This window comes from Sinorhizobium fredii NGR234 (genome assembly GCF_000018545.1).
Lineage (GTDB): Bacteria > Pseudomonadota > Alphaproteobacteria > Rhizobiales > Rhizobiaceae > Sinorhizobium > Sinorhizobium fredii_A.
The window spans coordinates 2,923,299-2,947,650 of the sequence record NC_012587.1; the positions used below are offsets into that span (position 1 = coordinate 2,923,299).

Annotated in this window: 21 protein-coding genes; 12 read left to right on the forward strand and 9 right to left on the reverse strand. The window is 64.2% G+C overall.

Going from position 1 to position 24,352, the window contains the following annotated elements; all coding sequences use genetic code 11:
• The first annotated feature begins 295 nt into the window (after positions 1-295).
• From tkt to NGR_RS25210, 6 genes are all read left to right on the forward strand, one after another.
• Positions 296-2,272, forward strand: coding sequence for a transketolase (gene tkt, locus NGR_RS25185; RefSeq protein WP_012709308.1), 1,977 nt, complete (start codon positions 296-298; stop codon positions 2,270-2,272).
• A gap of 72 nt (positions 2,273-2,344) precedes the next feature.
• On the forward strand, positions 2,345-3,355 hold the full coding sequence (gene gap, locus NGR_RS25190; RefSeq protein ID WP_012709309.1) for a type I glyceraldehyde-3-phosphate dehydrogenase: 1,011 nt from the start codon (positions 2,345-2,347) through the stop codon (positions 3,353-3,355).
• A gap of 4 nt (positions 3,356-3,359) precedes the next feature.
• Complete coding sequence (locus NGR_RS25195) at positions 3,360-3,950, forward strand: putative glycolipid-binding domain-containing protein (RefSeq protein ID WP_012709310.1); 591 nt, start codon at positions 3,360-3,362, stop codon at positions 3,948-3,950.
• Entirely contained in the window at positions 3,950-5,149 is a 1,200-nt protein-coding gene (locus tag NGR_RS25200; protein ID WP_012709311.1) for a phosphoglycerate kinase, read from the forward strand. Before NGR_RS25195 ends, NGR_RS25200 begins: the two co-directional genes overlap by 1 nt.
• A gap of 244 nt (positions 5,150-5,393) precedes the next feature.
• On the forward strand, positions 5,394-6,419 hold the full coding sequence (locus tag NGR_RS25205; protein WP_012709312.1) for a class I fructose-bisphosphate aldolase: 1,026 nt from the start codon (positions 5,394-5,396) through the stop codon (positions 6,417-6,419).
• Between the two features lie 162 nt (positions 6,420-6,581).
• Positions 6,582-7,499: a PhzF family phenazine biosynthesis protein gene (locus NGR_RS25210; RefSeq protein ID WP_012709313.1), complete on the forward strand. Its 918-nt coding sequence runs from the start codon at positions 6,582-6,584 to the stop codon at positions 7,497-7,499.
• Between the two features lie 18 nt (positions 7,500-7,517).
• Here the strand turns inward: NGR_RS25210 and NGR_RS25215 are convergent, their stop codons facing one another.
• Both NGR_RS25215 and NGR_RS32450 read right to left on the reverse strand, forming a co-directional pair.
• Positions 7,518-9,410, reverse strand: coding sequence for a TPR end-of-group domain-containing protein (locus NGR_RS25215; protein WP_240545172.1), 1,893 nt, complete (start codon positions 9,408-9,410; stop codon positions 7,518-7,520).
• A 185-nt stretch (positions 9,411-9,595) separates the two neighbouring features.
• The gene (locus NGR_RS32450) at positions 9,596-9,751 is read right to left on the reverse strand and encodes a hypothetical protein (protein ID WP_012709315.1); all 156 of its coding nucleotides are present in this window, start codon (positions 9,749-9,751) and stop codon (positions 9,596-9,598) included.
• 180 nt (positions 9,752-9,931) lie between these two features.
• On the opposite strand from NGR_RS32450, the gene NGR_RS25220 reads away from it, so the two are divergent.
• The 3 genes from NGR_RS25220 (at position 9,932) to NGR_RS25230 (ending at position 12,275) form a co-directional block, all read left to right on the forward strand.
• The gene (locus NGR_RS25220; RefSeq protein WP_012709316.1) at positions 9,932-11,233 is read left to right on the forward strand and encodes an MFS transporter; all 1,302 of its coding nucleotides are present in this window, start codon (positions 9,932-9,934) and stop codon (positions 11,231-11,233) included.
• Positions 11,220-11,408, forward strand: a complete 189-nt coding sequence (locus NGR_RS25225) for a DUF1192 domain-containing protein (RefSeq protein ID WP_012709317.1) — start codon at positions 11,220-11,222, stop codon at positions 11,406-11,408. The genes NGR_RS25220 and NGR_RS25225 overlap by 14 nt, the downstream gene beginning before the upstream one ends.
• Positions 11,409-11,756: 348 nt before the next feature.
• Positions 11,757-12,275 (forward strand): DUF1465 family protein, encoded by a 519-nt coding sequence (locus NGR_RS25230; RefSeq protein ID WP_012709318.1) that lies wholly within the window; start codon positions 11,757-11,759, stop codon positions 12,273-12,275.
• A 511-nt stretch (positions 12,276-12,786) separates the two neighbouring features.
• Here the strand turns inward: NGR_RS25230 and rpmE are convergent.
• On the reverse strand, positions 12,787-13,008 hold the full coding sequence (gene rpmE, locus NGR_RS25235) for a 50S ribosomal protein L31 (RefSeq protein ID WP_012709319.1): 222 nt from the start codon (positions 13,006-13,008) through the stop codon (positions 12,787-12,789).
• Between the two features lie 198 nt (positions 13,009-13,206).
• On the opposite strand from rpmE, the gene NGR_RS25240 reads away from it, so the two are divergent.
• Both NGR_RS25240 and NGR_RS25245 read left to right on the forward strand, forming a co-directional pair.
• Positions 13,207-15,009 (forward strand): ABC transporter transmembrane domain-containing protein, encoded by a 1,803-nt coding sequence (locus tag NGR_RS25240; protein WP_012709320.1) that lies wholly within the window; start codon positions 13,207-13,209, stop codon positions 15,007-15,009.
• A gap of 248 nt (positions 15,010-15,257) precedes the next feature.
• On the forward strand, positions 15,258-16,250 hold the full coding sequence (locus NGR_RS25245) for a Bug family tripartite tricarboxylate transporter substrate binding protein (RefSeq protein ID WP_012709321.1): 993 nt from the start codon (positions 15,258-15,260) through the stop codon (positions 16,248-16,250).
• Positions 16,251-16,401: 151 nt separating this feature from the next.
• Here NGR_RS25245 and NGR_RS25250 read toward each other — a convergent pair whose 3' ends face one another.
• The 6 genes from NGR_RS25250 to NGR_RS25275 all read right to left on the reverse strand — a co-directional run bounded on the left by NGR_RS25250 (position 16,402) and on the right by NGR_RS25275 (position 23,469).
• Positions 16,402-18,051: an FAD-binding dehydrogenase gene (locus tag NGR_RS25250; RefSeq protein ID WP_012709322.1), complete on the reverse strand. Its 1,650-nt coding sequence runs from the start codon at positions 18,049-18,051 to the stop codon at positions 16,402-16,404.
• A 73-nt stretch (positions 18,052-18,124) separates the two neighbouring features.
• Positions 18,125-19,156 (reverse strand): peptidoglycan -binding protein, encoded by a 1,032-nt coding sequence (locus NGR_RS25255; protein WP_012709323.1) that lies wholly within the window; start codon positions 19,154-19,156, stop codon positions 18,125-18,127.
• 3 nt (positions 19,157-19,159) lie between these two features.
• Positions 19,160-20,266 carry a MotA/TolQ/ExbB proton channel family protein gene (locus tag NGR_RS25260; RefSeq protein WP_012709324.1) on the reverse strand — a complete coding sequence of 369 codons (1,107 nt, stop codon included), beginning with the start codon at positions 20,264-20,266 and terminating at the stop codon, positions 19,160-19,162.
• 359 nt (positions 20,267-20,625) lie between these two features.
• Positions 20,626-21,426: an inositol monophosphatase family protein gene (locus NGR_RS25265; RefSeq protein WP_012709325.1), complete on the reverse strand. Its 801-nt coding sequence runs from the start codon at positions 21,424-21,426 to the stop codon at positions 20,626-20,628.
• 244 nt (positions 21,427-21,670) lie between these two features.
• A complete protein-coding gene (locus tag NGR_RS25270) occupies positions 21,671-22,807 on the reverse strand; it encodes a tetratricopeptide repeat protein (protein WP_012709326.1) in 1,137 nt (378 codons plus the stop codon).
• Between the two features lie 8 nt (positions 22,808-22,815).
• Entirely contained in the window at positions 22,816-23,469 is a 654-nt protein-coding gene (locus tag NGR_RS25275) for a thiamine phosphate synthase (RefSeq protein ID WP_012709327.1), read from the reverse strand.
• Positions 23,470-23,572: 103 nt separating this feature from the next.
• Between NGR_RS25275 and NGR_RS25280 the strand changes: the two genes are divergently transcribed.
• Positions 23,573-24,352 (forward strand): sulfite exporter TauE/SafE family protein, encoded by a 780-nt coding sequence (locus tag NGR_RS25280; RefSeq protein WP_012709328.1) that lies wholly within the window; start codon positions 23,573-23,575, stop codon positions 24,350-24,352.

Consider the following 24,352-nt stretch of genomic DNA (forward strand, 5'->3'; position numbering starts at 1 on the left):
ACCGGCGTTCCGGCCTCGGATAGCCCTTTTTAAACCCAATCCATAAGGCTCAACAATGGCGGCTTCGCCAATTGCACCCTGCAAGCTGTGGATCGCCGATTTTATCTTCCGGTGATATGCTTGCCGGCACGATCCCGCGGCCCAGCCATGATCGCAAAAAGCTCGCCGCCACGGGCGACGGAAGGCCTGTATTTGTTGACTCGGGCGGCGCACCTGCTATGTGTTCGGCCGCTTCTCATACGGTCTTTGGAGGATAGAGACCGTCCCCTGACCACCGAACTCAAACGGAACAGTCATGATCTCTCGCGAAAAACACGACCGGATGGCGAATGCAATCCGTTTCCTCTCCATGGACGCCGTCGAGAAGGCAAATTCCGGCCACCCAGGTCTCCCGATGGGCGCGGCCGACATAGCAACGGTCCTCTTCACTCGTTACCTCAGCTTCGACCCGAAGAACCCCGCCTGGCCGAACCGCGACCGCTTCGTGCTGTCGGCCGGCCACGGCTCGATGCTGCTCTATTCGCTGCTCTATTTGACCGGCTACGAAGACATCACCATCGACGAGATCAGGAATTTCCGCCAGCTCGGCTCGAAGACGGCGGGCCATCCGGAATACGGCCATGCCGCCGGCATCGAGACGACGACCGGCCCGCTCGGCCAGGGCATTGCCAACGCCGTCGGCATGGCGCTCGCCGAGCGCAAGCTGCGCGACGAGTTCGGCAGCGACCTGATCGAGCACTACACCTATGTGATCGCCGGCGACGGCTGCCTGATGGAAGGCATCAGCCAGGAGGCGATCGCGCTTGCCGGCCATCTGAAGCTCAACAAGCTCATCGTCTTCTGGGACGACAACAACATCTCGATCGACGGACCGATCTCGATCGCCGACTCGACCGACCAGCATGCCCGCTTCCGTGCCTCCAAATGGCACACCATCGCCGTCGACGGCCATGATCCGGAGGCGATCGCCGCCGCGATCGAGGAAGCGCAGAAGTCCGACAAGCCGACGATGATCGCCTGCAAGACCGTCATCGGCTTCGGCGCCCCGAACAAGGCCGGCACCCACAAGGTGCATGGCTCGCCGCTCGGCGCCGAGGAAATCGCCGCGACCCGCAAGGCGCTCGGCTGGGAAGCCGAGGCCTTCACCGTTCCGGCCGACGTGCTCGACGCCTGGCGTCTTGCCGGCCAACGCTCGGCGGAAACCCGCAAGGCATGGGAAGAAACCCTCCAAACTGCCGAGAAGAAGGCCGAATTCGTGCGCCGTTTCTCCGGCGAACTCGAGGCCGGCCTCGCCCCGGCAATCAGCGCCTACAAGCAGAAGCTCGCCGAGACGAAGCCGTCGCCGGCGACCCGCAAGGCTTCCGAGGATGCGCTGGAAGTCATCAACGGCGTACTCAACGAGACGATCGGCGGCTCGGCCGACCTGACCGGTTCCAACAACACCAAGACGAGCCAGACCCATTCGATCACGCCGGACAATTTCTCCGGCCGCTACGTCCACTACGGCGTCCGCGAGCACGGCATGGCCGCCGCCATGAACGGCATGGCGCTGCACGGCGGCGTGATCCCCTATTCCGGCGGCTTCCTGATCTTCTCGGACTATTGCCGTCCGTCGATCCGCCTCGCCGCCCTGATGGGCATCCGCGTCATTCACGTGCTCACCCACGACTCCATCGGTCTCGGCGAGGATGGTCCGACGCACCAGCCGGTCGAGCATCTGGCCGCCCTGCGCGCCATCCCCAACCTCCTGGTGTTCCGCCCGGCCGACGCGACCGAAACGGCCGAATGCTGGCAGCTGGCGCTTGAGAGCAAGAAGCGCCCGTCCGCCATCGCGCTGACGCGCCAGAACCTCATGGCGGTGCGCACCGAATACAAGGAAGTGAACCTCTGCGCCCGCGGCGCCTATGACCTGATCCCGGCGAGCGACGCCAAGGTGACGATCTTCGCCACCGGCTCGGAAGTCGAAATCGCCGTCAAGGCAAGCCAGGCGCTGACGGAGAAGGGCATCTCGACGCGTGTCGTTTCCGTGCCCTGCATCGAGCTTTTCGCCGAGCAGAGCGACGACTATCAGCAGGCGGTCATCGGCAAGTCGCCGGTCAAGATCGCCATCGAAGCCGGCGTCCGCCAGGGCTGGGACCATATCATCGGCAGCGACGGCACCTTCGTCGGCATGTCGAGCTTCGGTGCCTCCGGTCCCTACAAGGAGCTCTACAAGCACTTCGGCATCACGCCGGAAGCGGTTGTCGCGGCCGCCGAAGCCAAGCTGTCCTGATCAAGCCGGAGGGCGCCCTGGTGGCGCCGTCCATTCGTTTACCCACGCCATCCTGATAGGGAGAGACCCGACATGACAGTGAAAGTCGCCATCAACGGTTTCGGTCGCATCGGCCGCAACGTGCTTCGCGCCATCGTCGAATCCGGCCGCACGGATATCGAAGTCGTCGCGATCAACGACCTCGGCCCGGTCGAGACCAACGCCCACCTGCTGCGCTTCGATTCCATCCACGGCCGCTTCCCGGCCGACGTGAAGGTCGAAGGCGACACGATCGTCATCAACAATGGCAAGCCGATCAAGGTGACCGCCGTCCGCAATCCGGCTGAACTGCCGCACAAGGACCTCGGCGTCGACATCGCGATGGAATGCACCGGCATCTTCACCGCGCGCGACAAGGCAGCCGCCCATCTCGAAGCCGGCGCCAAGCGCGTCATCGTCTCGGCACCGGCCGACGGTGCCGACCTGACCGTCGTCTACGGCGTCAACCACGACAAGCTGACGAAGGATCACCTCGTCATCTCCAACGCATCCTGCACGACCAACTGCCTTGCACCGGTCGCCAAGGTGCTGAACGACGCCATCGGCATCGACCATGGCATGATGACGACGATTCACTCCTACACGAACGACCAGCCGTCGCTCGACCAGATGCACAAGGACCTCTACCGCGCCCGTGCTGCGGCGCTGTCGATGATCCCGACCTCGACCGGTGCAGCCAAGGCCGTCGGCCTCGTGCTGCCGGAGCTCAAGGGCAAGCTCGACGGCTTCGCCATGCGCGTGCCGACCCCGAACGTCTCGGTCGTCGACCTCAAGTTCGTCGCCAAGCGCGACACCACCAAGGAAGAGATCAACGCGGCGATCAAGGCAGCCGCCGACGGCCCGCTGAAGGGTATTCTCGGCTATACGCTCGCCCCGAATGTCTCGATCGACTTCAACCATGATCCGCATTCCTCGGTCTTCCACATGGACCAGACCAAGGTGATGGAAGGCAAGTTCGTGTCGATCCTCACCTGGTACGACAACGAATGGGGCTTCTCGAACCGCATGTCCGATACGGCGGTCGCCCTCAGCAAGCTCATCTAAGACCATGTTCCGGGCCCTTTCCTCAACGACGGTGCGCTGGCGTCCGCTCGAGGGGGAAGGGCTCGAACATCTGACGATCCGACCTCTCGATGCATCCGTCGGCGCGGCGATCCGCGCCGAAAGCGTTCTGATCGGCGAGCGCGGCGGGGCTCCCTACGGGGTCCGCTACCGCATCGATTGCGATGCCGGCTGGCGCGTCACGTCCTTCGTCATCGAGACGACGGACGCGCGCCGGCTACACCTTCTTTCCGACGGCACCGGCCATTGGCGCACGGCCGAGGGCGTCGCCCTCCCCCGCTTCGACGGCTGCATCGACATCGACCTCGCCGGCACGCCATTCACCAATACGCTGCCGATCCGCCGTATGGACCTCACGCGTGCGTCCGGCACCGCCAAACTCAAGATGCTCTACGTGCCGTTCGACAGCTTCGAGCCGACTGTCGACGGTCAGCACTACACCTGCCTCGAGGACGGCAAGCTCTATCGCTACCAGGCGGAGGACCGCAGCTTCACCGCTGACCTGCCGGTGGACGAGGACGGCCTCGTCATCGACTATCCCACCCTGTTTCAGAGACTATCACTGGAGACGAACTGATGACTTTCAAGACCCTTGACGATCTGACCGACATCGCCGGCAAGCGCGTGCTGGTGCGCGTCGATCTCAACGTTCCGGTCAAGGACGGGCAGGTGACCGACACCACCCGCATCGAGCGCGTGGCGCCGACCATCCGCGAACTCTCCGAAAAGGGCGCCAAGATCATCCTGCTTGCCCATTTCGGCCGTCCGAAGGGCGAGCCGGTCGCCGATATGTCGCTGAAGGCGATCGCCCCTGCCGTCGAGGAAATCCTCGACCAACGTGTCCACTTCGCCGCCGACTGCATCGGCGACAAGGCCGCCAACGCGATTGCCGAGATGAATGACGGCGACGTGCTGCTGCTTGAAAACACCCGCTTCCACAAGGGCGAGGAAAAGAACGATCCGGCCTTCGTCACGGCACTGGCCGCCAATGGCGACCTCTATGTCAACGACGCCTTCTCGGCCGCGCATCGCGCCCATGCCTCGACCGAGGGTCTGGCGCAGCATCTCCCCGCCTATGCCGGCCGCACCATGCAAGCCGAACTCGAGGCACTCGAAAAGGGCCTCGGCAATCCGAAGCGGCCGGTCGTCGCGATCGTCGGCGGCGCCAAGGTGTCGACCAAGATCGACCTCCTGCAGAACCTCGTGAAGAAGGTCGACGCGTTGGTCATCGGCGGCGGCATGGCCAACACCTTCCTGGCCGCACAAGGCGTCGACGTCGGCAAGTCGCTCTGCGAGCACGATCTTGCCGAAACGGCAAAGTCGATCATCGCCGCGGCGGCCGCGGCCGGTTGCGCCATCGTGCTTCCGGAAGACGGCGTCGTTGCTCGCGAGTTCAAGGCCGGCGCCGACAACGCGGTCGTCGACATCAAGGCGATCCCGGCCGACGCCATGGTCCTCGACGTCGGGCCGAAATCCGTCGCCGCCATCAACGACTGGATCTCGCGTGCCGAGACGCTCGTCTGGAACGGTCCGCTCGGGGCCTTTGAAATCGCGCCCTTCGACAAGGCGACGGTGGCGGCGGCCAAGCACGCGGCCGCCCGGACCCGCCAAGGTTCGCTCGTCTCGGTCGCCGGCGGCGGCGATACGGTGGCCGCCCTCAACCACGCCGAGGTCGCCGACGATTTCACCTATGTCTCGACGGCCGGCGGCGCCTTCCTCGAATGGATGGAGGGTAAGCCGCTCCCGGGCGTCGATATCCTCCACAAACAGAAGTAACAGCAAGTTCGCCGACCCGCGCAAACGGATACGCCCGGGTCGGCGCTCAAAATAATAATGATATTTCAAACGATTAAATTTTTTTAAATCGTTTTAGTCGATTTTACTGCCATTTTCCCGCACACTATCTTCTGTTATCGCGCCCCTGCCCTTCGGCGGCGCGAAGTATGTCTCTCGCGCCCTCAGACCGAAACGGTTTCTTGCGCCGCTCCGCCTGGGTCGGCGCTGTGTGTAGGAGAAAAAGATGAGCGAAAGACTGGAAGATATTGCGGTTGCCATGGTCGCCAACGGCCGGGGCCTGCTCGCTGCCGACGAGTCGACCGCAACGATCAAGAAGCGCTTCGACAGCATTGGGCTGGAGTCCACCGAGGACTCGCGCCGCGACTATCGCGAGATGCTGCTGCGCTCGGACGAAGCGATGCGCAACTATGTCTCCGGCGTCATCCTTTACGAGGAAACCCTGTTCCAGAAGGCGGCCGACGGCACGCCGCTCGTCGACATCATCAAGAGCGCCGGCTCGATCCCCGGCATCAAGGTCGACACCGGCGCCAAGCCGCTGCCGCATTTCCCCAATGAGACGATCACCGAGGGCCTCGACGGCCTCGCCGCCCGCCTCGCCAAATACTACGAAGCCGGTGCCCGCTTCGCCAAGTGGCGCGGTGTCATCGCCATCTCCGGCACCCTGCCGAGCTTCGGCGCAATCAAGGCCAACGCCCATGCTCTGGCCCGCTACGCGACGCTCTGCCAGGAGGCCGGGATCGTCCCGATCGTCGAGCCGGAAGTATTGATGGACGGCGCTCCGGGCGACCACTCGATCGATCGGTCCGAAGAAGTAACCGAATGGGTACTTCGCACCGTCTTCGAGGAACTCGGCGACCTGCGTGTGAAGCTCGAAGGCATGATCCTGAAGCCGAGCATGGTGATCGACGGCAAGAAGACCCGCAAGGCCTCGGTGGAAGAGGTGGCCGAGCGCACCGTCAAGGTGCTGAAGCGCACCGTGCCGGCCGCCGTGCCGGGCATCGCCTTCCTGTCCGGCGGCCAGTCGACGGAGGAGGCGACCGCGCATCTCTCCGCCATGAACACGGTCCACGACCTGCCCTGGAAGCTGACCTTCTCCTATGGCCGCGCCCTGCAGCAGGAAGCGCTCAACGCCTGGAACGGCAAGCCGGAGAACGTCGCCGCCGGCCAGCGCGCCTTCACCCATCGCGCCAAGATGTGCAGCCTCGCCGCCAAGGGAAGCTGGAAGAAGGATCTCGAGCAAGCCGCCTGAGTAGGCCGATATTAAAAGGGGAGCGAGGAGAAGGCCCGGTGGCAGCGATGTCACCGGGCCTTTGATTTCAAAGGGGTCAATTGTCAGGGAGACAAGTTTGCTGTTTCGGGCGGGGCGGCAACGATCTTACATCTCGGGCAACTCGGATTGCCAGGGGCTCCCATGAACACTGTCTCCTATGTCACCGTCGACGTCTTCACCGCCGAGCGCTTTGCCGGCAACCAGCTTGCCGTCATCCCGGACGCACGGGGCTTGAGCGACGATGAGATGCAGGCGATTGCCGCCGAGTTCGGCTATTCGGAATCCACCTTCGTCCTGCCGCCCGACGATCCCGCGAACACCGCCCGCGTGCGCATCTTCACGCCGACCGCCGAAATTCCCTTTGCCGGACACCCGAATGTCGGCACCGCCTTCGTGCTCGGCCGGCAGCAGGAGATCTTCGGCAGGAAGCCGGGCGACACGTTGCGTTTCGAGGAGAAGGCGGGTCTGGTCGAGGTCACCCTCCTCAGGAAAGACGGCACCATCACCGGAGCGCGTATCGTCGCTCCCCGGCCGCTCAGCGTCGGACCCGTCATCGACGCTGCGACCGTCGCCGCCTGCGCCTCGCTCGAGCCGGAGGACGCAACCGAACGCACTCATCCGCCGGTCCGCGTGTCAGTCGGCCTCGCCTTTGCCGTTGCCGAACTCAAGGATGTCGATGCCCTGTCAAAGGCCCGGCCCAACGTCAGCGCCTTCCATGACGCGGATGCCCGCTACCCACTTGCCGACGACAGTTTCAGCCTGTTTCTCTATGCCCGCACGCCCGAGCGCCCCTGGCAGATCCGGGCCCGCATGTTCGCGCCGCTCGACAACGTCATCGAGGACCCGGCGACCGGTAGCGCCTCGGCGGCACTCGGCGCCTATCTGGTTTCGCTTCTGCCGCAGGCCGATGCCGATATTGAGCTTGCCATCGAGCAGGGCGTCGAGATGGGCCGCCGCAGCCTCATAGATGTCGCCGTCAGAAAGAAAGGCGGCACGGTCCGCGAGGTCAGCGTTTCGGGCAATTGCGTGGCGGTGATGCGCGGATCGATCGAAGCCTGAGCGTCGAGGCCCGCCGGATCAGCGCGTCTCGGGCGTGCAATCCTTCATCGACGCGAGAAGCGCCCGAAATCGGGGATGATCGCGAATCGGATCCAGATCGGAGTCCTGCTTGAACCAGAGGAGGTGATAGCTGGAGCTCTGCGGGACGACGGCTTCGAGGAGATCGAGCGCACGCTCGTTCTCCCCCAACAAGGAATGGACACAGGCCGCGTTGTATTGGGCGACGATATCGTCCGGATCGATCGCCAGCGCTCGCGCCGCCCATTCCTTGGCGCGGTCGCCTTCGCCCAAATGCGCGAGCGCCAATGCACCGCGATGGGCCGGGCTGGCGTTTTCCGGGTGCCGCTCCAGCGCGGCTTTCGCCCGCTCGATGCCGATCCGCGCCCAGCGCTGGCGCTCGGAGTCCACGCCGAGCGAGAGATAGCAGTTCAACAAATGAATCGGCGAGAAATAGTCGTCGGGCCGGATTTCGGCGGCGCGTTTGAAGAACTGCACCGCCTCCTGAAAACGACCCTGTGCAAACAGGAAGCGGCCATAATACAAATTCGCCTCATAGAGCGAAGGGCTCAGCGCCAGCGCCTGACGGAACTCGCGGCCGGCTTCCTCCGTTTGGCCATTGTGGGTCAATGCCAGTCCGCGGGAGGCATGCGCCTCCGCCAGATTCGGATCGAGGGCCAGCGCCTTGGCGCTCATGTCGAATATGCTCTCGAGCGGAAAATCCTTTTCGTGCCAATCCCGGATCGCACATTCGCATTCGGCTATGCCTGCATAGGCGCGGGCATAATTCGCATCGAGCTCGACGGCCTTCAGGAACATCCGGCGCGCAAGCAGCAGGTAGGGCCGTGTCCAGGTATGCGAAAACTGCCGACCGCGCAGATAGTAGGTATAGGCCTCCACGGAGGTGGTCGGATCGCTCTCGATCGCCTTTTTTTCCTCCGGCAGCAGCTTGATCCTCAGCTGGTCGACGATCGCATGGGTGATCTCGTCCTGAATGGCGAAGATGTCGGTGAGGTCGCGATCGTAGCGATCGGCCCATAGATGTCCGCCGGTGTGCGCATCGATGAGCTGGCCGGTGATGCGGACGCGTTCGCCCACCTTGCGCACGCTGCCTTCCAGGATGAAGCGGACGCCGAGTTCCTGGGCGATCTGCTTAACCTTCACCGCCTTGCCCTTATAGGTGAAGACGGTGTTGCGGGCGACGACATGCAGGCGCGAGATCTTCGACAGGTCGGTGATGATGTCCTCGGTGATTCCGTCGGAAAAATATTCCTGCTCGGGATCGTGGCTCATATTTGTGAACGGCAGCACGCCGATCGACAGCTCGTAGCCGGTCTCGAGGGTCGCGTCAGACGCCTCCGGCTCCTGCCGGGCAGCCGCATCGCCGAGCGCCACCGTATAGACGCGGATGTTCGGAGCGATGTTCTTGAGGCTGTACTCGCCCTTGTCGACGAAGCCGAGATCGAGCCTTGAGCCGACCTGATCGCGCACCGACGAGGACACCGCAATGCCGGACGGATCGGCAAGCCCCTCGAGCCGGGCCGCAACGTTGACGCCGTCCCCGAAGATATCGCCTTCCTCCACGATCACGTCGCCGAGATGGATGCCGATCCGGAGCTCGACACGCCTGCTCCTCGGCAGGCCCTCGTTGCGGGCGAGCATGCCGCGCTGGATCTCAGCTGCGCAGGCAACCGCATTCACGACGCTCGAGAATTCTATGAGCATGCCGTCGGCGGACAGCTTGACGATGCGCCCCTTGTGTTCGGCGATCTTCGGCTCCAGGCACTCGCGTCGATGCAGTTTCAGCGTGGCCAGCGTCCCCGCCTCGTCGGTTCCCATCAGACGGCTGTAGCCCACGACATCGGCAGCGAGAATGGCGGTCAGGCGGCGTTCCAAGAGAGCCTCGATTTTCATCTTGTGGCCGAGCACGGTAATTTAACCTTTTCTTGACTGCATGTCGTGCGCAGACTTCGGGGATTTTGGCCGTAACTATAGCCCCACCCTGCAAAGTTAGCTGTTTCTAAGGGAACGTCGGACGGTCGCGCATTCCATGCGCATGTGATATCCGCGGGAAGGAGTTGCTGCGCGACCGCCTGCGATTAGAGCCGGATGAACACCGTGACCATCATGACGGCGATGGCGAAGACGGCGATCTTCCAGAAGTCCCGGCGCTGCCTGAGGCCGGGATATCCAAGCGGCTTGATGAGCTGCAGACACATGGCGAGGATGAGGAGAAGCGTCAGTGTCTTCGACATTCATTTATTCCGGAGAAATTCACGGCCTCGGTTGCAACGTCATACGGCCGTCACTTTTCGTCGCATAGAGGGCTATTGTTTTCGCCGCCGATTTGCAATGACCGGCGGTAGCGATTCCGATTGGCACGGCACCACCGCGCTGCCACGACTTGCCGGTCGCAGAACGATTTCGGATGGACGATGAGAAACAACCTGCTCCCCGTCGCCGCGCTGTTGCTCGGCACTCTGTTCCTCTTTCTCGGAAACGGTCTGCTCGGTCTGCTCCTGCCGGTGCGCGGCACGGCGGAAGGATACCCGACCACGATTCTCGGCCTGATTGGCACGTCCTGGGCTTCGGGCTTCGTGCTCGGCTGCTTCTTCGCCCCCAATGTCGTCAAGCGAATCGGGCACGTGCGGGCCTTCAGCGTCTTCACTGCCCTGATTGCAATCGTTTCTCTTTTGACGGGCATGATGATCGACCCCATCTGGTGGTTGGCCTTGCGCGCGCTGACGGGTTTCTCGACCGCCGGCACGTCGATGATCATCGAAAGCTGGCTGAACGAACGCGCCACGAATGAAAGCCGCGGCGTTATCTTCTCCCTCTATATCGCCATCACGCTCTTCGGCGTCGTCGGCGGCCAGATGATGATTCCGTTCGGCGAAACGGGCACCACCTTCTTCTTCATGATCTGCGGCATTCTCTACTGTGTCGCGATGTTGCCGACGCTCTTGTCCAAGGCCGCCTCGCCCACGCCGCTGAAACAGGTCCGGCTCGACCTTCGCGGCCTTTATCGCAACTCGCCGGTTTCCTTTCTCGGCATCCTGCTGATCGGCATCGCCAACGGTGCCTTCGGCACCCTCGGCGCCGTTTTCGGCCGCCAGGCGGGCCTATCCGACAGCACCGTCGCAGCGATGATGAGCGTCGCGATCTTCTCCGGGGCGGTCATGCAACTGCCCGCCGGCCGCATTTCCGACCGGGTCGATCGCCGTTACGTGCTCGCCGTGCTGGCCGGCGTCGGCGCCCTGGCGGGACTCCTCCTCTTCCTCGTCGAGCCGGGCCAGGTCTGGATCGTGCTGACGCTGATCGCCGTCTACGGCGCCGCCGCCAACGCGCTCTATCCGATCGCCGTCTCGCACGCCAACGACTTCGCCACGGCCGAGGATTTCGTCAAGGTTTCGGGCGGCTTGCTGCTGCTATACGGCATCGGCACGATCATCGGCCCGACGATCGGCGGACCGGTGATGACCGCGACGGGCCCCTATGGCCTCTTCATGATCACCGCCTGCGCGCATATGCTGATCACCGCTTACGCGATCATCCGCAGCCGCCGGCGCGCACCGGTCCCGGTCGCCGAGCGCGAGACCTTCTCGCCGGTCAATGCCGGTGCGCCGACGACGCCGGAAAGCCTGCAGCTCTCCCCGCGCGCGGCCCCGCTTGAGGAGGCGCGAGGAGACATCGTCGACGACCCCGAAGAGGAGGAGAGAGCCAATGAGCCTGTTTGACGACGATCAACCGAAGAAGAAGACCGCGCACGAGATCGGCAGCGACCTTTCGCTGCTCTCCGTCGACGAGCTCACCGCTCGTATCGCGCTGTTGACGGAAGAAATCGCCCGACTGGAAGCGGAGCGCGCCCGCAAATCGGCGAGCCGCTCGGCTGCTGAAGGGTTGTTCCGTTGATGCAGACGCCAAACCGGCCGTGCCGAATGGACCCCGCTTAACGGGATATTAGGCATTTTCTGTAATAGTCCGGTCATCCGGTCCTTCCGGACTCAGACATTTTCACCAACTGGCGAATGGGTCTGATTTTCTCCCTGTTTTACCTTGAGAGCCGCCCCGCGCGGCTCTTTTTTTGTTTCGCGACAGCTGAATTCAAAGAATTGTGGAGATTAACCCTTTCTTAAGAATACCCTTGCGCGGAATGCGGTATCAGATCATTCTTCGGGCATAGAGGGGCGGCAAGGAAACTTTTCCCAAGGCCACTTCGTTACCTGACCGTGATGCGTTTTGAACCAGGAAAGACAGGCCATGTCCGAGAGAGGATTGAATACCGTCAGTTTCGCAGGACATGCTGCGTCCTCGGCGCAGTTCAAGGCGCTCTATGCGGAGGGGATGGGCCTTGTCGAGGAGACGGCGGGCTATCTCGACGGACCTGGCCGGACCGCCTCCAAAGTTCTGCCGCGCATGGCCTCGGTGCTTTACGCCGCCGAGTCGATGCGGCTGACCACGCGGCTGATGCAGATGGCTTCCTGGCTTCTCCTGCAGCGCGCCGTCAACAACGGCGAAATGAGCCGCGAGCAGGTCATGTCGGAAAAGAGCAAGGTTCGCCTCGACAGCTTCAACGTCGACCGCAGCGCGCCCGGCTGGAACGAGCTGCCGGACTCGTTCCGCGAGTTGATCGAACGCTCGCTCCGCCTGCAGAACCGCGTCGCGCTTCTCGATCGCGAGATCTACCGGCCGCAGGAAGCGACGACCTTCGTTCCGGACAACCAGAACGGCGTCAAGGCGCAGATCAAGCTGCTGCAGACCGCCTTCGGCAGCAACTGACGCCGACAGCGATCACGATGAAGTTGGAAGCCCGGCCTCGCGCCGGGTTTTTTCAGGCCTGTTCCATGCCTTTTGCGAGACCGTGCAAAGAGGATCCTCGGGTCAAGCCCTTGGGTCAAGCCCGAGGATGACGCCCTTGGAAGGCATCAAAGTCAAGAAGGGCGCCGAGAGGACGGGCGGCGTTCGATCGCCTCGCTCGACATCGTCCGATTCCCCCCAGACATCGTCGCCCCTGCATAATCCTGACGGCCGACTCCCCCCCGATGTCATCCTCGGGCTTGACCCGAGGATCCATGAACGGACGCCCGAATTCACAACCTGCCCGTCTGACATCTTGCCGACCGACGTTCGCTGAGTGAAACCGGACCGGGAACCCGAGAGACCCCGACGCCAGGATCGCTATTGCCTTCACCGTGTACTACGCGATAGGCCGGCTGGACTGCTGAATGCCGTCACAGACAACAAAAAAGCCCGGCAAGGCCGGGCTTCATAAATGCCGTATGGCGAGAACTTAGAGGCCGAGGCCTTCGAAGCGCTTCTTGAACTTCGAAACGCGGCCGCCGCGGTCGACGAGCTGCTGGTTGCCGCCGGTCCAGGCCGGGTGCGACTTCGAGTCGATTTCAAGGTGCATGGTTGCGCCTTCCGAACCCCAGGTCGAGCGGGTTTCGTATTCGGTGCCGTCGGTCATGACCACCTTGATCGTGTGGTATTCGGGATGGATGCCTGCCTTCATAACAATCTTCCTAGAGTTCCAGGGTCCAATTGTCGCAAGGCATTGCGACTTTGGGACCGAACACGTAAATGAAGCCGCGGACCGCTCTCGGCCACGGCTTCTTTAATTCGATGCCGTGCCTATACATGAAGGTCCGCGGGATAACAAGTGCCGCGCGGAAGACTAATCGACCCTCCGTGACAGGCGATCGGGGATCACGTGCCAAGACAAGAGAACCAAGCGCGCGAGCGCAAGTCCGTCCGGCCGCTTGCAGCCGTGCTGCCCTATGTCAGGCGATACCGCCGCTTTGCGATCGGCGCCGCCATCGCGCTGACGGTTGCCGCCGTCACCACGCTGACGCTGCCGCTGGCGGTCCGCCGGATGATCGACCACGGCTTCTCCAACTCCGATTCCGCCTTCATCAACACCTATTTCACCATGCTGATGGTGCTGGCGATCGTCCTCGCTTTGGCAAGCGCCGCCCGCTACTATTTCGTGATCTCACTCGGCGAGCGCATCGTCGCCGATCTCAGGCGCGACGTCTTCGCCCGGGTGACGGGGCTTTCCGCCTCCTTCTTCGACGTCAACCAATCCGGCGAGATCGTATCGCGCCTGACCGCCGATACCACACAGATCAAGTCGGCGGTCGGCGCCACGGCCTCCGTCGCGCTGCGCAATCTGATCCTCTGTCTCGGCGCCATCGGCATGATGGTCTACACCAGCCCGAAACTGTCGAGCCTGGTCATCGCCGCCATTCCGCTTATCGTCTTCCCGCTGGTCGGCTTCGGCCGCTCCGTCCGCCGCCGCTCCCGCGAGGCGCAGGATACGCTCGCCGCCGCCTCCGCCTATGCCGGCGAGGCGATCGGGGCCACCCGCACGGTGCAGGCCTTCAACGGCGAGGAGAGCGCCAACCGCCGTTTCGGCGCGGCAGTAGAGGAAGCCTACGGTGCTGCGCGCGCCGCGATCCGGGCACGCTCTGCGCTGACCGCCTTTGCCATCACGATGGTGTTCGGCAGCGTCGTCGCCGTGCTGTGGTTCGGCGCCCGCGACGTCCTCAACGGAACGCTTTCCGCCGGCACACTCAGCCAGTTCCTGCTCTATTCGGTTTTTGCCGCCGGCAGTCTCGGAGCGCTCTCGGAGGTCTGGGGCGAACTCTCGCAGGCGGCAGGCGCCGCCGAGCGCCTCAACGAACTGCTGAGCGAAGTCCCGCAGATCCGCGCGCCCGAGCATCCCGTTGCAATGGCTGTTCCAGCCCGGGGAGCGATCGCTTTCGATGACGTGCATTTCGCCTATCCGGCGCGACCCGACTACAAGAGCCTCAAGGGCCTGACCCTGGCAGTGCAGCCGGGCGAGACCGTCGCCATCGTCGGCCCTTCCGGCGCCGGCAAGAGCACCGTCTTCTCGATGCTGCTGCGCTATTATGACCCGATCAGCGGAGCCGTCCTGATCGACGGCGTGGACATCCGCAGCGTCGATCCGAAGGATCTGCGCGACCGGATCGCGATCGTCCCGCAGGATGTGACGATCTTCGCCGCCTCGGTGCATGACAACATCGCCTTCAGCGCCCCGGAGGCGAGTCGCGAGGCGGTGCGGGCGGCGGCGATTGCAGCGCAGGCCGATGAATTCATCGCAAAGCTCGATCGGGGCTACGACACGCTGGTCGGCGAGCGCGGCGTGACGCTTTCCGGCGGTCAGCGCCAGCGCATCGCGATTGCCCGGGCGATCCTCAGGAACGCTCCGATCCTGCTCCTCGACGAGGCGACATCGGCTCTCGACGCGGAGAGCGAGACCCTGGTGCAGAAGGCGCTCGACGGTCTGATGCGCGAGCGCACGACGCTCGTCATCGCGCATCGGCTGGCAACGGTGCTGAAGGCCGACCGCATCCTCGTCATGGATCATGGCCGCATCGTCGAGGAAGGCACCCACGCCTCGCTGATCCGCCACGGTGGCCTCTATGCCAAGCTCGCCCGGCTCCAGTTCGATCATGGGGCGGAAGGCCTGTTCGTCGCATCCCAGCTCTAGAGCGGGATGAGGAAAAGTGTGCGCGGTTTTCCGCCCGCATCCCGCTCTAACCTATTAGAATCGATCACGTTCATTATTCTAGGTCGATCCGACCTAAAATCATCGTGATCTAGGACCGGAGCGTTAACCACTCGCTCGTCGGATGAGATTGTTTGTCGATCCGCCGTTGCCCGCGGCAACCACGGCCCTATTGTAAGGAGGCCGGCTGTTGCCGGCAGCGCCGTCGACAAGATTGGGAGGATATCCGTATGCCATTTCTCAGCATGACCCGCCGCGCCGCCCTTGCCTTCGGCATCGCCACGCTTTCCGCGATGACACTCGGCAGCCCGGTGCAGGCGCAAAGCTTTCCGGACCGGACGATAACGCTCGTGGTCCCCTTCGCCGCCGGCGGCTCGACCGACGTGGTGGCGCGGATCATCGCCCAGAAGATGTCCGAGGATCTCGGTCAGCAGATCGTCGTGCAGAACGTCGCAGGCGCCGGCGGCAACCTCGGAGCGTCCAATGTGGCGCGCGCCGATCCGGACGGCTACACGATCCTGATGGCCACGGTCGCAACCCACGCCCTCAATCCGCTGATCCTGAAGACCAAGCCCTACGATCCCGAGAAGGATTTCGCGCCGGTCTCGCTGCTGGTCATCGTGCCGAACGTGCTGGTCGTCAATCCGGAACTGCCTGCCAAGTCGGTGCAGGAACTGCTGGCGCTGCTGAAGGCGTCGCCCGACCAGTACAGCTACGCATCCTCCGGCAATGGCACGCCGCTGCATCTTTCCGGCGAACTCTTCAAGACGATGGCCGGCGTCCAGATGCAGCACATTCCCTACAAGGGCTCCGGCCCGGCGCTGAACGACGTCATCGGCAACCAGGTGCCGATCATGTTCGACAACCTGCCCTCGTCGTCGAGCCACATTAAGGCCGGGACGCTGAGGGCGCTCGCCGTGACGACGGCTGAACGCGCCCCCTCCTTCCCGGACGTGCCGACCATCGCCGAGTCCGGCATTCCCGGCTACGAGACCTATACCTGGAACGCCCTCTTCGCCCCGGCCGATACGCCTCAGCCGGTGATTGCTCGCCTCAACGAGGCGGCCAACAAGGCTCTCGCCGATCCGGCGGTCAAAAAGCGCATGGGGGAGTTCAGCGCCAAGATCGTCGGCTCGACGCCCGAAGAGCTCGCTGCCCATGTGAAAGCAGAGTTGGCAAAGTGGACGCCGGTCGTGCGCGACGCGAACGTGCAGATGGATTGACGAGAGACTGGCGTTTGCCCCTCATCCGCCTACCGGCCCCTTCTCCCCGCAAGCGGGGCGAAGGGGACTCGCGGCACCGTATTGCCACCATCCCCTGAGGAAGAGGCCGGCAGTGAGGATCGGAAGTCCCCTACGATAGCAACGCCGTGCCTCAAACCTCCCCGGCCGCGCCCCGCCCCGCGGCACGGCCGGAAAAGATGCAGCCACCCAGGAAGGTGCCTTCGAGGGCGTTGTAGCCGTGCATGCCGCCGCCGCCGAAGCCGGCCACTTCGCCGGCCGCATAAAGACCCGGCACCGGCTCGCCGGAAAGTTCCAGCACCTGGCCGGACAAATTGGTCTGCAGCCCGCCGAGTGTCTTGCGCGTCAGGATGTGCAATCGCACCGCGATCAGCGGCCCGGCCTTCGGGTCGAGCAGACGATGCGGCTTGGCGGTGCGAAGCAACCGGTCGCCGCGATAGGCGCGGGCACCGCGGATGGCGGTAACCTGCGCATCCTTGGAAAACGGATTGTCGATCTCCCGGTCGCGCGCCTCGATCTGCCCCTTGAGATGGTTCACCGAAAGGCGGTTCTCGCCGGTCAGCCGGTTCATCGCCTCGACGAGATCCTCCAGCCGATCCTTGACGATGAAATCCTCGCCCTTTTCCATGAAGGCCTGCACCGGGCCGGGCGGCTTGGCGCCGAGCCGCCTCAGGAGAAGCGCGATGCTCTTGCCGGTCAGATCTGGATTCTGCTCGGATCCGGAAAGGGCAAACTCCTTCTTGATGATCGCCCGCGTCAGGATGAACCAGCTATAGTCGTGGCCGCTCTCGCGGATCGCCGCCAGGGTCCCGAGCGTATCGAAGCCCGGCATGGCCGGCGCCGAAAAGCGGTTGCCGTCGGCATCGCACCAGAAGGAGGACGGGCCCGGCAGGATACGGATGCCATGATCCGGCCAGATCGGCTCGAAATTCCTGAGGCCTTCGGTATAGTGCCACATGCGGTCGGCGTTGATGACCGAGCCGCGGGCGCGGCCGGCGATCTCCAGCATCCGGCCGTCGACATGATGCGGCACGCCGCTGACCATCGAGGCCGGCGGCTGGCCGAGGCGCTTGCGCGGCCAGTTGCGGCGCACCAGTTCGTGATTGCCGCCGATGCCGCCCGAGCTGACGATCACCGCGCCGGCGGAAATCTCGAAGTCGCCGGCCACCTCCCGCGCACTGCGCTCGCCGCGGCCGACCGGATCCGCCTTGAGGATTGCGCCGCGGGCGCCGCTCACGGCGCCGTCGGTGGTGACAAGCTCGTCGACGCGGTGGCGGAAGCGGAACCGGACAAGACCGCGGCTTTCCGCCTCCCGCGTCAGCCGGATGAAGGGGTCGAGCACCGCCGGGCCGGTGCCCCAGGTGACGTGGAAGCGGGGAACGGAATTGCCGTGGCGATGCGCAAGGCCGCCGCCGCGCTCGGCCCAACCGACGACCGGAAACCAGCGCAGCCCGAGCCGATGCAGCCAGCGTCGTTTCTCGCCGGCAGCGAAATCGAGATAGGCCTCGGCCCAGAGGCGCGGCCAGTGATCCTCGGGCCGGTCGAACTGCGACGACCCCATCCAGTCCTGGCCGGCCAGGTCACGGCTGTCGCGAATGCCCATGCGCCGCTGCTCGGGACTGTCGATGAAAAAGAGGCCGCCGAGCGACCAGAAAGCCTGGCCGCCGAGATTCTGCTCCCCCTCCTGGTCGAGAACGATCACCTTGCGGCCCAGCGCCGCCGCCTCGGACGCCGCCACGAGCCCGGCAAGGCCCGCGCCGATGACCAGCACATCGCAATCCATCAACGGTGTCTCCCCAATCTCCCTCGACGACTCTTACGCACACGTCAAGGTCAATTCAAGCGGGAGTGTCCGCCTATTTTTCGGTCAGCTTGAGCTCGATGCGCCGATTTTGCGCCCGCGCCTCCAGGCTCTCGCCGACCGCGATAGGCTGGTATTCGCCGAACCCGGCCGCCACGAGGCGATCGGCTGGTACACCCCTGGAGATCAGGAACTTGACGACCGACGTGGCGCGCGCCGACGACAGTTCCCAATTGTCCGCGAAGCGGCCGGTGCCGGACAGCGGCACGTTGTCCGTGTGGCCGTCGACGCGCAGCACCCAGTTGATCTCGGCCGGAATTTCCTTGGCGAGATCGAGCAGAGCCGTGGCGAGCTTCGCCATCTCCCCCTGGCCTTCAGGGTTCAGGTCGTTGCTGCCCGAGGAGAACAACACTTCCGACTGGAAGACGAAGCGGTCGCCGACAATGCGGATGTTCTCGCGATCCGAAAGGATTTCCCGCAGGCGTCCGAAAAAGTCCGAGCGATAGCGGTTGAGTTCCTGCACGCGCTGGGCGAGCGCAACGTTCAGTCGCCGGCCGAGATCGGCGATCTTGGCCTGCGACGACTGGTCCTTGGCCTCGGAAGCCTGCAGCGCGCCCTCGATGGCGGCGATCTGGCTGCGCAGCGCGGCGATCTGCTGGTTCAAAAGCTCGATCTGGCTCATCGCCCGCGAACTGATCTGCCGTTCGTTTTCGAGCTCCGAACCCAGCCGGCCGATTTTCTGGCTGGCCGCGTCGGCGCTGCCGGCCCCCTGGTCGAGCAGCGACTGCAGGCGCGATCGCTCGCCTTCCGACTGGGAAAGCGAGGCCTGGAGATTGGCGAGCGAATCCTCGAGGTCCTGCTTGCCGCTCTTTTCAAGGGCCAGAAGCTGGGTGAGTTCGTTGATCTGGCTGTTCAGGCGGTTCAGAACCTCGTCCTTGCCGGTGATTTCCCGCCCCATCAGGAACTGCGCCGTGACGAAGACGCTGAGCAGGAACATGATCGCCATCAGCAAGGTCGAAAGCGCATCGACGAAGCCCGGCCAGTAGTTGATCGTCCGCGGATTGCGGCCCCTTCGGGCGAGCGCCATGGATTACTCGCCCCCGCTTTCGTCGGCGTGACTGAGTTTCGCCTGCGCGGATGTCCGCTCGCTGTTCACGGCGATACGGTCGGCCTGGCCGATGCGCGATGTCAGCCGGTCGAGCGTCTTGCGCATCGACTTGGCCTCCTCCTGCTGCGCCTCGATCCAGTCGCGCAGCATCTGCTGCTCGCCACGCATGTTCTTGACGAGACCCTGGATGCCTTCGGCGAGGCTCGCCATCGCCGCCGTCGTGCGCTGGTTGACGCCTCCGTCGTGCGCGAGACGGGAGAGCTGGTCGGCGACGCGCCGCATTTCCTCGGCGGGGGCGCCGCCGGCCGTCTCGATCGGTGACGAAAAGCCGGAGCCGACATCGGTGACCGATGAAAGCCAGTTTTCAAGCTCCGTGTAGAAGCGGTTCTGGGCGCGGCCCGCCTGGAGATCGAGGAAGCCGAGGATCAGCGATCCGGAGAGGCCGAACAGCGAGGCCGAGAAGGCCGTGCCCATGCCGGTCAGCGGCGCCGACAGGCCGCTCTTCAGCGAACTCAGCAGGTCCTCGGTGGTGCCGGAGCCGGCGTCCAGCGACTGGATGACGGTATTGATCGAGCCGATCGTCCCGAGAAGGCCCCAGAAGGTGCCGAGCAGGCCGAGAAAGACGAGGAGGCCGGCGAGATAACGGGTGATGTCGCGCGACTCGTCGAGGCGCGTCGCGATGGAATCGAGGATCGAGCGGAGCGCGATCGTCGAGATGGCCGTCGTCTGCCGCCCGCCGATCAGGGAGCGCATGGGCGCAAGCAGTACCGGATCGCGACCCACCTTGTCGGCACTGCCGGCGGCACGGAACGAGTTGAACCAGCGCACCTCGGGCCTCAGGCCGAGCACGTGGTTGAACGCCAAGAGAATGCCGATCAGGAGCACGCCGAGGATCAGTCCGTTGAGACCGGGATTGCCGACGAAAGCTTCACGCGCCTGCCGGAAGAGGATCGCCGAGACAAAACCGACGATGATCAGGAAGATGACCATCGTCCAGAAATAGGGCATCGGGCTCGAAAGCTTGTGCGGATTGTAGTTCTCCTCCGCTACTTCCTGCCCACGCCAGCCGGACAGATTCAGTTTCGTCATGCGTTTGCCAATCTCCCGGTTTGCGGCATCTGTCGCGCGCCTGCGTGCACAAGCGGCTGTTGCTGCAACTCTTTGAAGTAGCGGATCATTCTCGAAATCAATAGTGATCTCGGCCGAACGATGCCGCCGATGGCCGGAGACCATCCCTATCGGCCGGAGACTAGTGGAACTTTGCGCCAAATTGAAGGGAAAACGGAAAGTCCCGCGCAGGAATGCGGCGGCTCCCGTCCGGGACGTCGGGCCGGCGCGCTACCAAGGCACGGATATGTTCGATTCCAATGCGTTACGGTGAAACGCGGGCGCTGCGACGCCCGCTCTTTCGCGGCCGTTCAAGCGATGGCCGTGGCCATGCCCATCGGCTACTTTGTCGGAACAGGGCGATGGATGACGTCGCGCAGCGCCTTGGCGATATATTCGTTGCCGCAGATGATCGAGCCGTCTTCGACGGGCTTCGATCCACCGTCGATGTCGGTCACCCAGCCGCCGGCCTCGCGGATCAGCAGGACTCCGGCGGCGATGTCCCAGGCGGCAAGGTCACGCTCCCAGAAGCCGTCGAAGCGCCCGGCCGCCACGTAGGCGAGATCGAGCGAGGCGGAGCCGAAGCGGCGAATGCCGGCGACCTCGCCCATGACGTGGCGAAGTTCGATGAGATACTTGCCGTGATTACCGCGGCCGAGATGCGGCGTGCCGGTAGCAACCACCGCATCGGACAGCGCCTTGCGGGCGCCGACGCGCAGGCGCCGGTCGTTGAGGAAGGCGCCGCCGCCCCGCTCGGCCGTGTAAAGTTCGTCGGTCGCCGGGTTGAAGACGACCGCGCCGACGATCTCGCCCTGGCGCTCCAGCGCGATCGAGATGGCGAAATGCGGCAAGCCGTGGAGGAAATTGGTGGTGCCGTCGAGGGGATCGACGATCCAGCGATGGGCGCCGTCGGTGCCCTTGATCTCCTCGCCCTCCTCGCCGAGGAAGCCGTAGGTCGGGCGGGCCTTCAGGAGCTCCTCGCGGATGATCCGCTCGGCCTTGCGGTCGGCCTGGGAAACGTAATCGCTCGGCCCCTTCAAGGAGACCTGCAGGTTCTGGACTTCGCCGAAATCGCGCGCCAGCGACTTGCCGGCCTTGAAGGCCGCCTGGACCATGACGTTGAGAAGGGCAGAACGGGCCATTGGGCAATCCTCTGAAAGCGAAGGCCGGCCGAGCCATCTCGACCGGACATTGAACCTGCTTGACGGTTCGCCCCAGCAAGGGTCGGCGAAGGGACGCAACCGTCGTCAAAAAACCGAGTGAGAAGTCACTCTGTCCGCACGGCCGGGATGTTGGGGCCGCGGACAAAACCGCGGCTTCAAGACCACAAAATCCCCGAAAGTTCAAGGGAAATAGACGGCGCCGTCGAATCGCGACGCGACGCGATCAGGACGAGCGGAACTTGTTCGCCGCCGCGAGCGCCGATTTCTGCTGCTGGTCGTTGAGGCCGAGATAGAAATCCTCGAGCGCATCGTCCTTGAGCCCGGCCCGGCGCGACAGCACGTACCACTTCGCCGCCTCGATCGGATCGGGTCGTGTGCCGATGGCATTGACGAGGAGATGGGCAAGGCGGTTCTGCGCGACGACATTACCGCCCTCGGCGGCCCGCTTCATCCAGGCAAAACCCCCGTCGAGGTTGCGGTCGCCACCGATCCCCTCGATCAGCCAGATCGCCATGTCGAGCTGCGCCGTGTCATAACCGGCGCGCGCCGCCCGGGCGAGCCATTCGCGCGCCCGCGCCCGCTTGCCGTCGTCGATGCCTTCGACATTGAGATAGATCTGCGAGAGCGCGTACTGGGCGTCGGCAATGCCCTGTTCGGCCGCCTTCTCGTAATAGGGCATTGCCGCCTTCAGTCCCTTCTGGCCCGGAGCGTCGGCAACGAGCGTCTGGCCATAGTTGAACTGGGCGGCCGCATTGCCGAGATCTGCGGCCTTTTTCATCAATTCATCGGCGCTCTTGCGGTCGCGCTTGACGTAGCGCCCCTCCATCAGGATCAGCGCATATTTGAACATCGCCGCCGGATCGCCGTTATTGGCCGCCTGGCCATACCAGAAGGCCGCATCCTTGGGATTGCGCGCGACGCCGAGGCCCTGCTCGAGGATCGATGCGACAAGCGTCTGAGCCGCCGGATCGCCGAGCTGGGCGCGCGGCAGGGCGAGATCCATTGCCGTCAGGTAAAAGCCGCGCTGGAAGGCCCCGTAAGCGTCGTCCACCTTGCCGGCGAACGGTTTTTCCGCCGGAAGCGCCGGAAGTTCGGCGCCCATGCGGTCGATGACGTTGACGCCACCGGACGGCTTCTCGGCCTTCGGCTTGGCCTTTTCATCGCTCTTCGCCGGCTTTTCGGCGCCCTCCGGCAGCGCTGCGCCGTTATAGGGCGTGATCCGGCCGCGCTTCGGGACCAGTCCCTCGTCGGCCGGCGCGGGAGAGGGCGGCTGCTCGGCGAGCGCCGGAAAAGCGGCCAGCGCAAAGGCGACGGCAAGGGTCGCAGCCCGGCTCAATGTGAGGAAGGATCGGCTCAGCATCGCCACGTCTAATCTTCAAACCGTGGCGCTTTTTCGTCAAGCAAGGCGTTGACGGCGGCGACCACGGAGGGCGCCTGACCCGGCTCGGCAAAGACAGCGAGGCGAAGCGCAACGAACTCGGCGCCGGTCTCGGCCACCGCAAGGGCCGATTGCGGATCGGTGCCGCCCATCACGATGCAAGGAATTTCGATCATCGATGCCCACCACTCGGCGAGCGCCAGGTTCTTCGGATGCGCTTCCGGCTTGATGTCGCCGTCGGTGCGGCCGAAAAACACATAGTCCGGCCGGAGTTCGCCGATCTCGAGCGCATGGTGGCGGTCGGTCGCATTGCCGCCGCCGACGATCATCTTCGGCGTATGCCGCTCGATCGCCTCTCCGAGCACATCCGCGCCGGCGGCGATGTGAAGGCCGTCGGCCTTGGAACGACCGGCGACGCGCGTGTCGCCCTCGATGAGCGCTGCCGCCCCCGCCTTCTGGATCACTGGTACGAGCGCTTCGGCGTGCTTTTGGAAATCCGTCTCGTTGAGGCCGTATTGCGGGACGATGACGGATGCCACATCGCCGCCCTTGAGGGCATCGGCGAGCACTTTCGAGCGTTCGGCAAGGTCCGGCATGTCGGGTGCGATCAGCACGAGGCGGCAGCGGTTATCGGTATTGCTCATATCGTTCGTTCCTGGCGAAGCCCGCTTGAGGGCGGAAATCCGCTACTCGATTTCATTCGGGAAAACCGATAGACGGAGATGACCAAAGGATCAACCGCCGCCCATGCTCCCCGATCTCGACTTCTATCTCGTCGCCGTTCCGGCAGTGCTGCTCGTTGGCCTCAGCAAGGGAGGCATGGGCGAGGCGCTGTCGCTGATGGGCGTTCCGATCCTCTCCCTGGCGGTCTCGCCCGTCCAGGCGGCGGCATTGTTGCTGCCGATCCTCATCGCCATGGACATCGTTTCCCTGTGGATCTGGCGCAAGCACGGCGACCGCAAGACGCTTACCATGCTGCTGCCCGGCGCGCTCGCCGGGATCGCCATCGGCTGGGCGACCTCCGCCTATGTGCCGCGCGATGCGCTGCGGCTGATCATCGGCGCCATCACCGTCGTGTTCGTGCTGCGCTACGTCTATACCGTCTGGCGGAGCCGCAGTGGCGCAGCAATCCTTCCGAAGCAGCATCGTCTGGGCCCAGCCGCTCTGTGGGGAGGTTTCGCAGGATATGGCAGCTTCGTCGCGCATGCCGGCGGGCCGCCGTTCCAGATCTACGCGCTGCCGCTGAAGCTCGACCCGCGCGAATATACCGGCACCATCGTGCGCTTCTTCGCGACGCTCAATGCGGTGAAGCTCATTCCCTATTTCGCGCTGGGGCAGCTCGACACCAGCAACCTCATGACATCGGCAACACTCTTTCCCCTGGCGATGGTCGCGACCGCCTGCGGCGCCTGGATCGTCCGCCGCATGAAGCCGCAGGTGTTCTACCCCTTCATGTACACCATGGCTTTCATCGCCGGATCGAGACTCGTCTGGGAAGGGTTGACCAGCCTTCTATCCGGCGGTTGA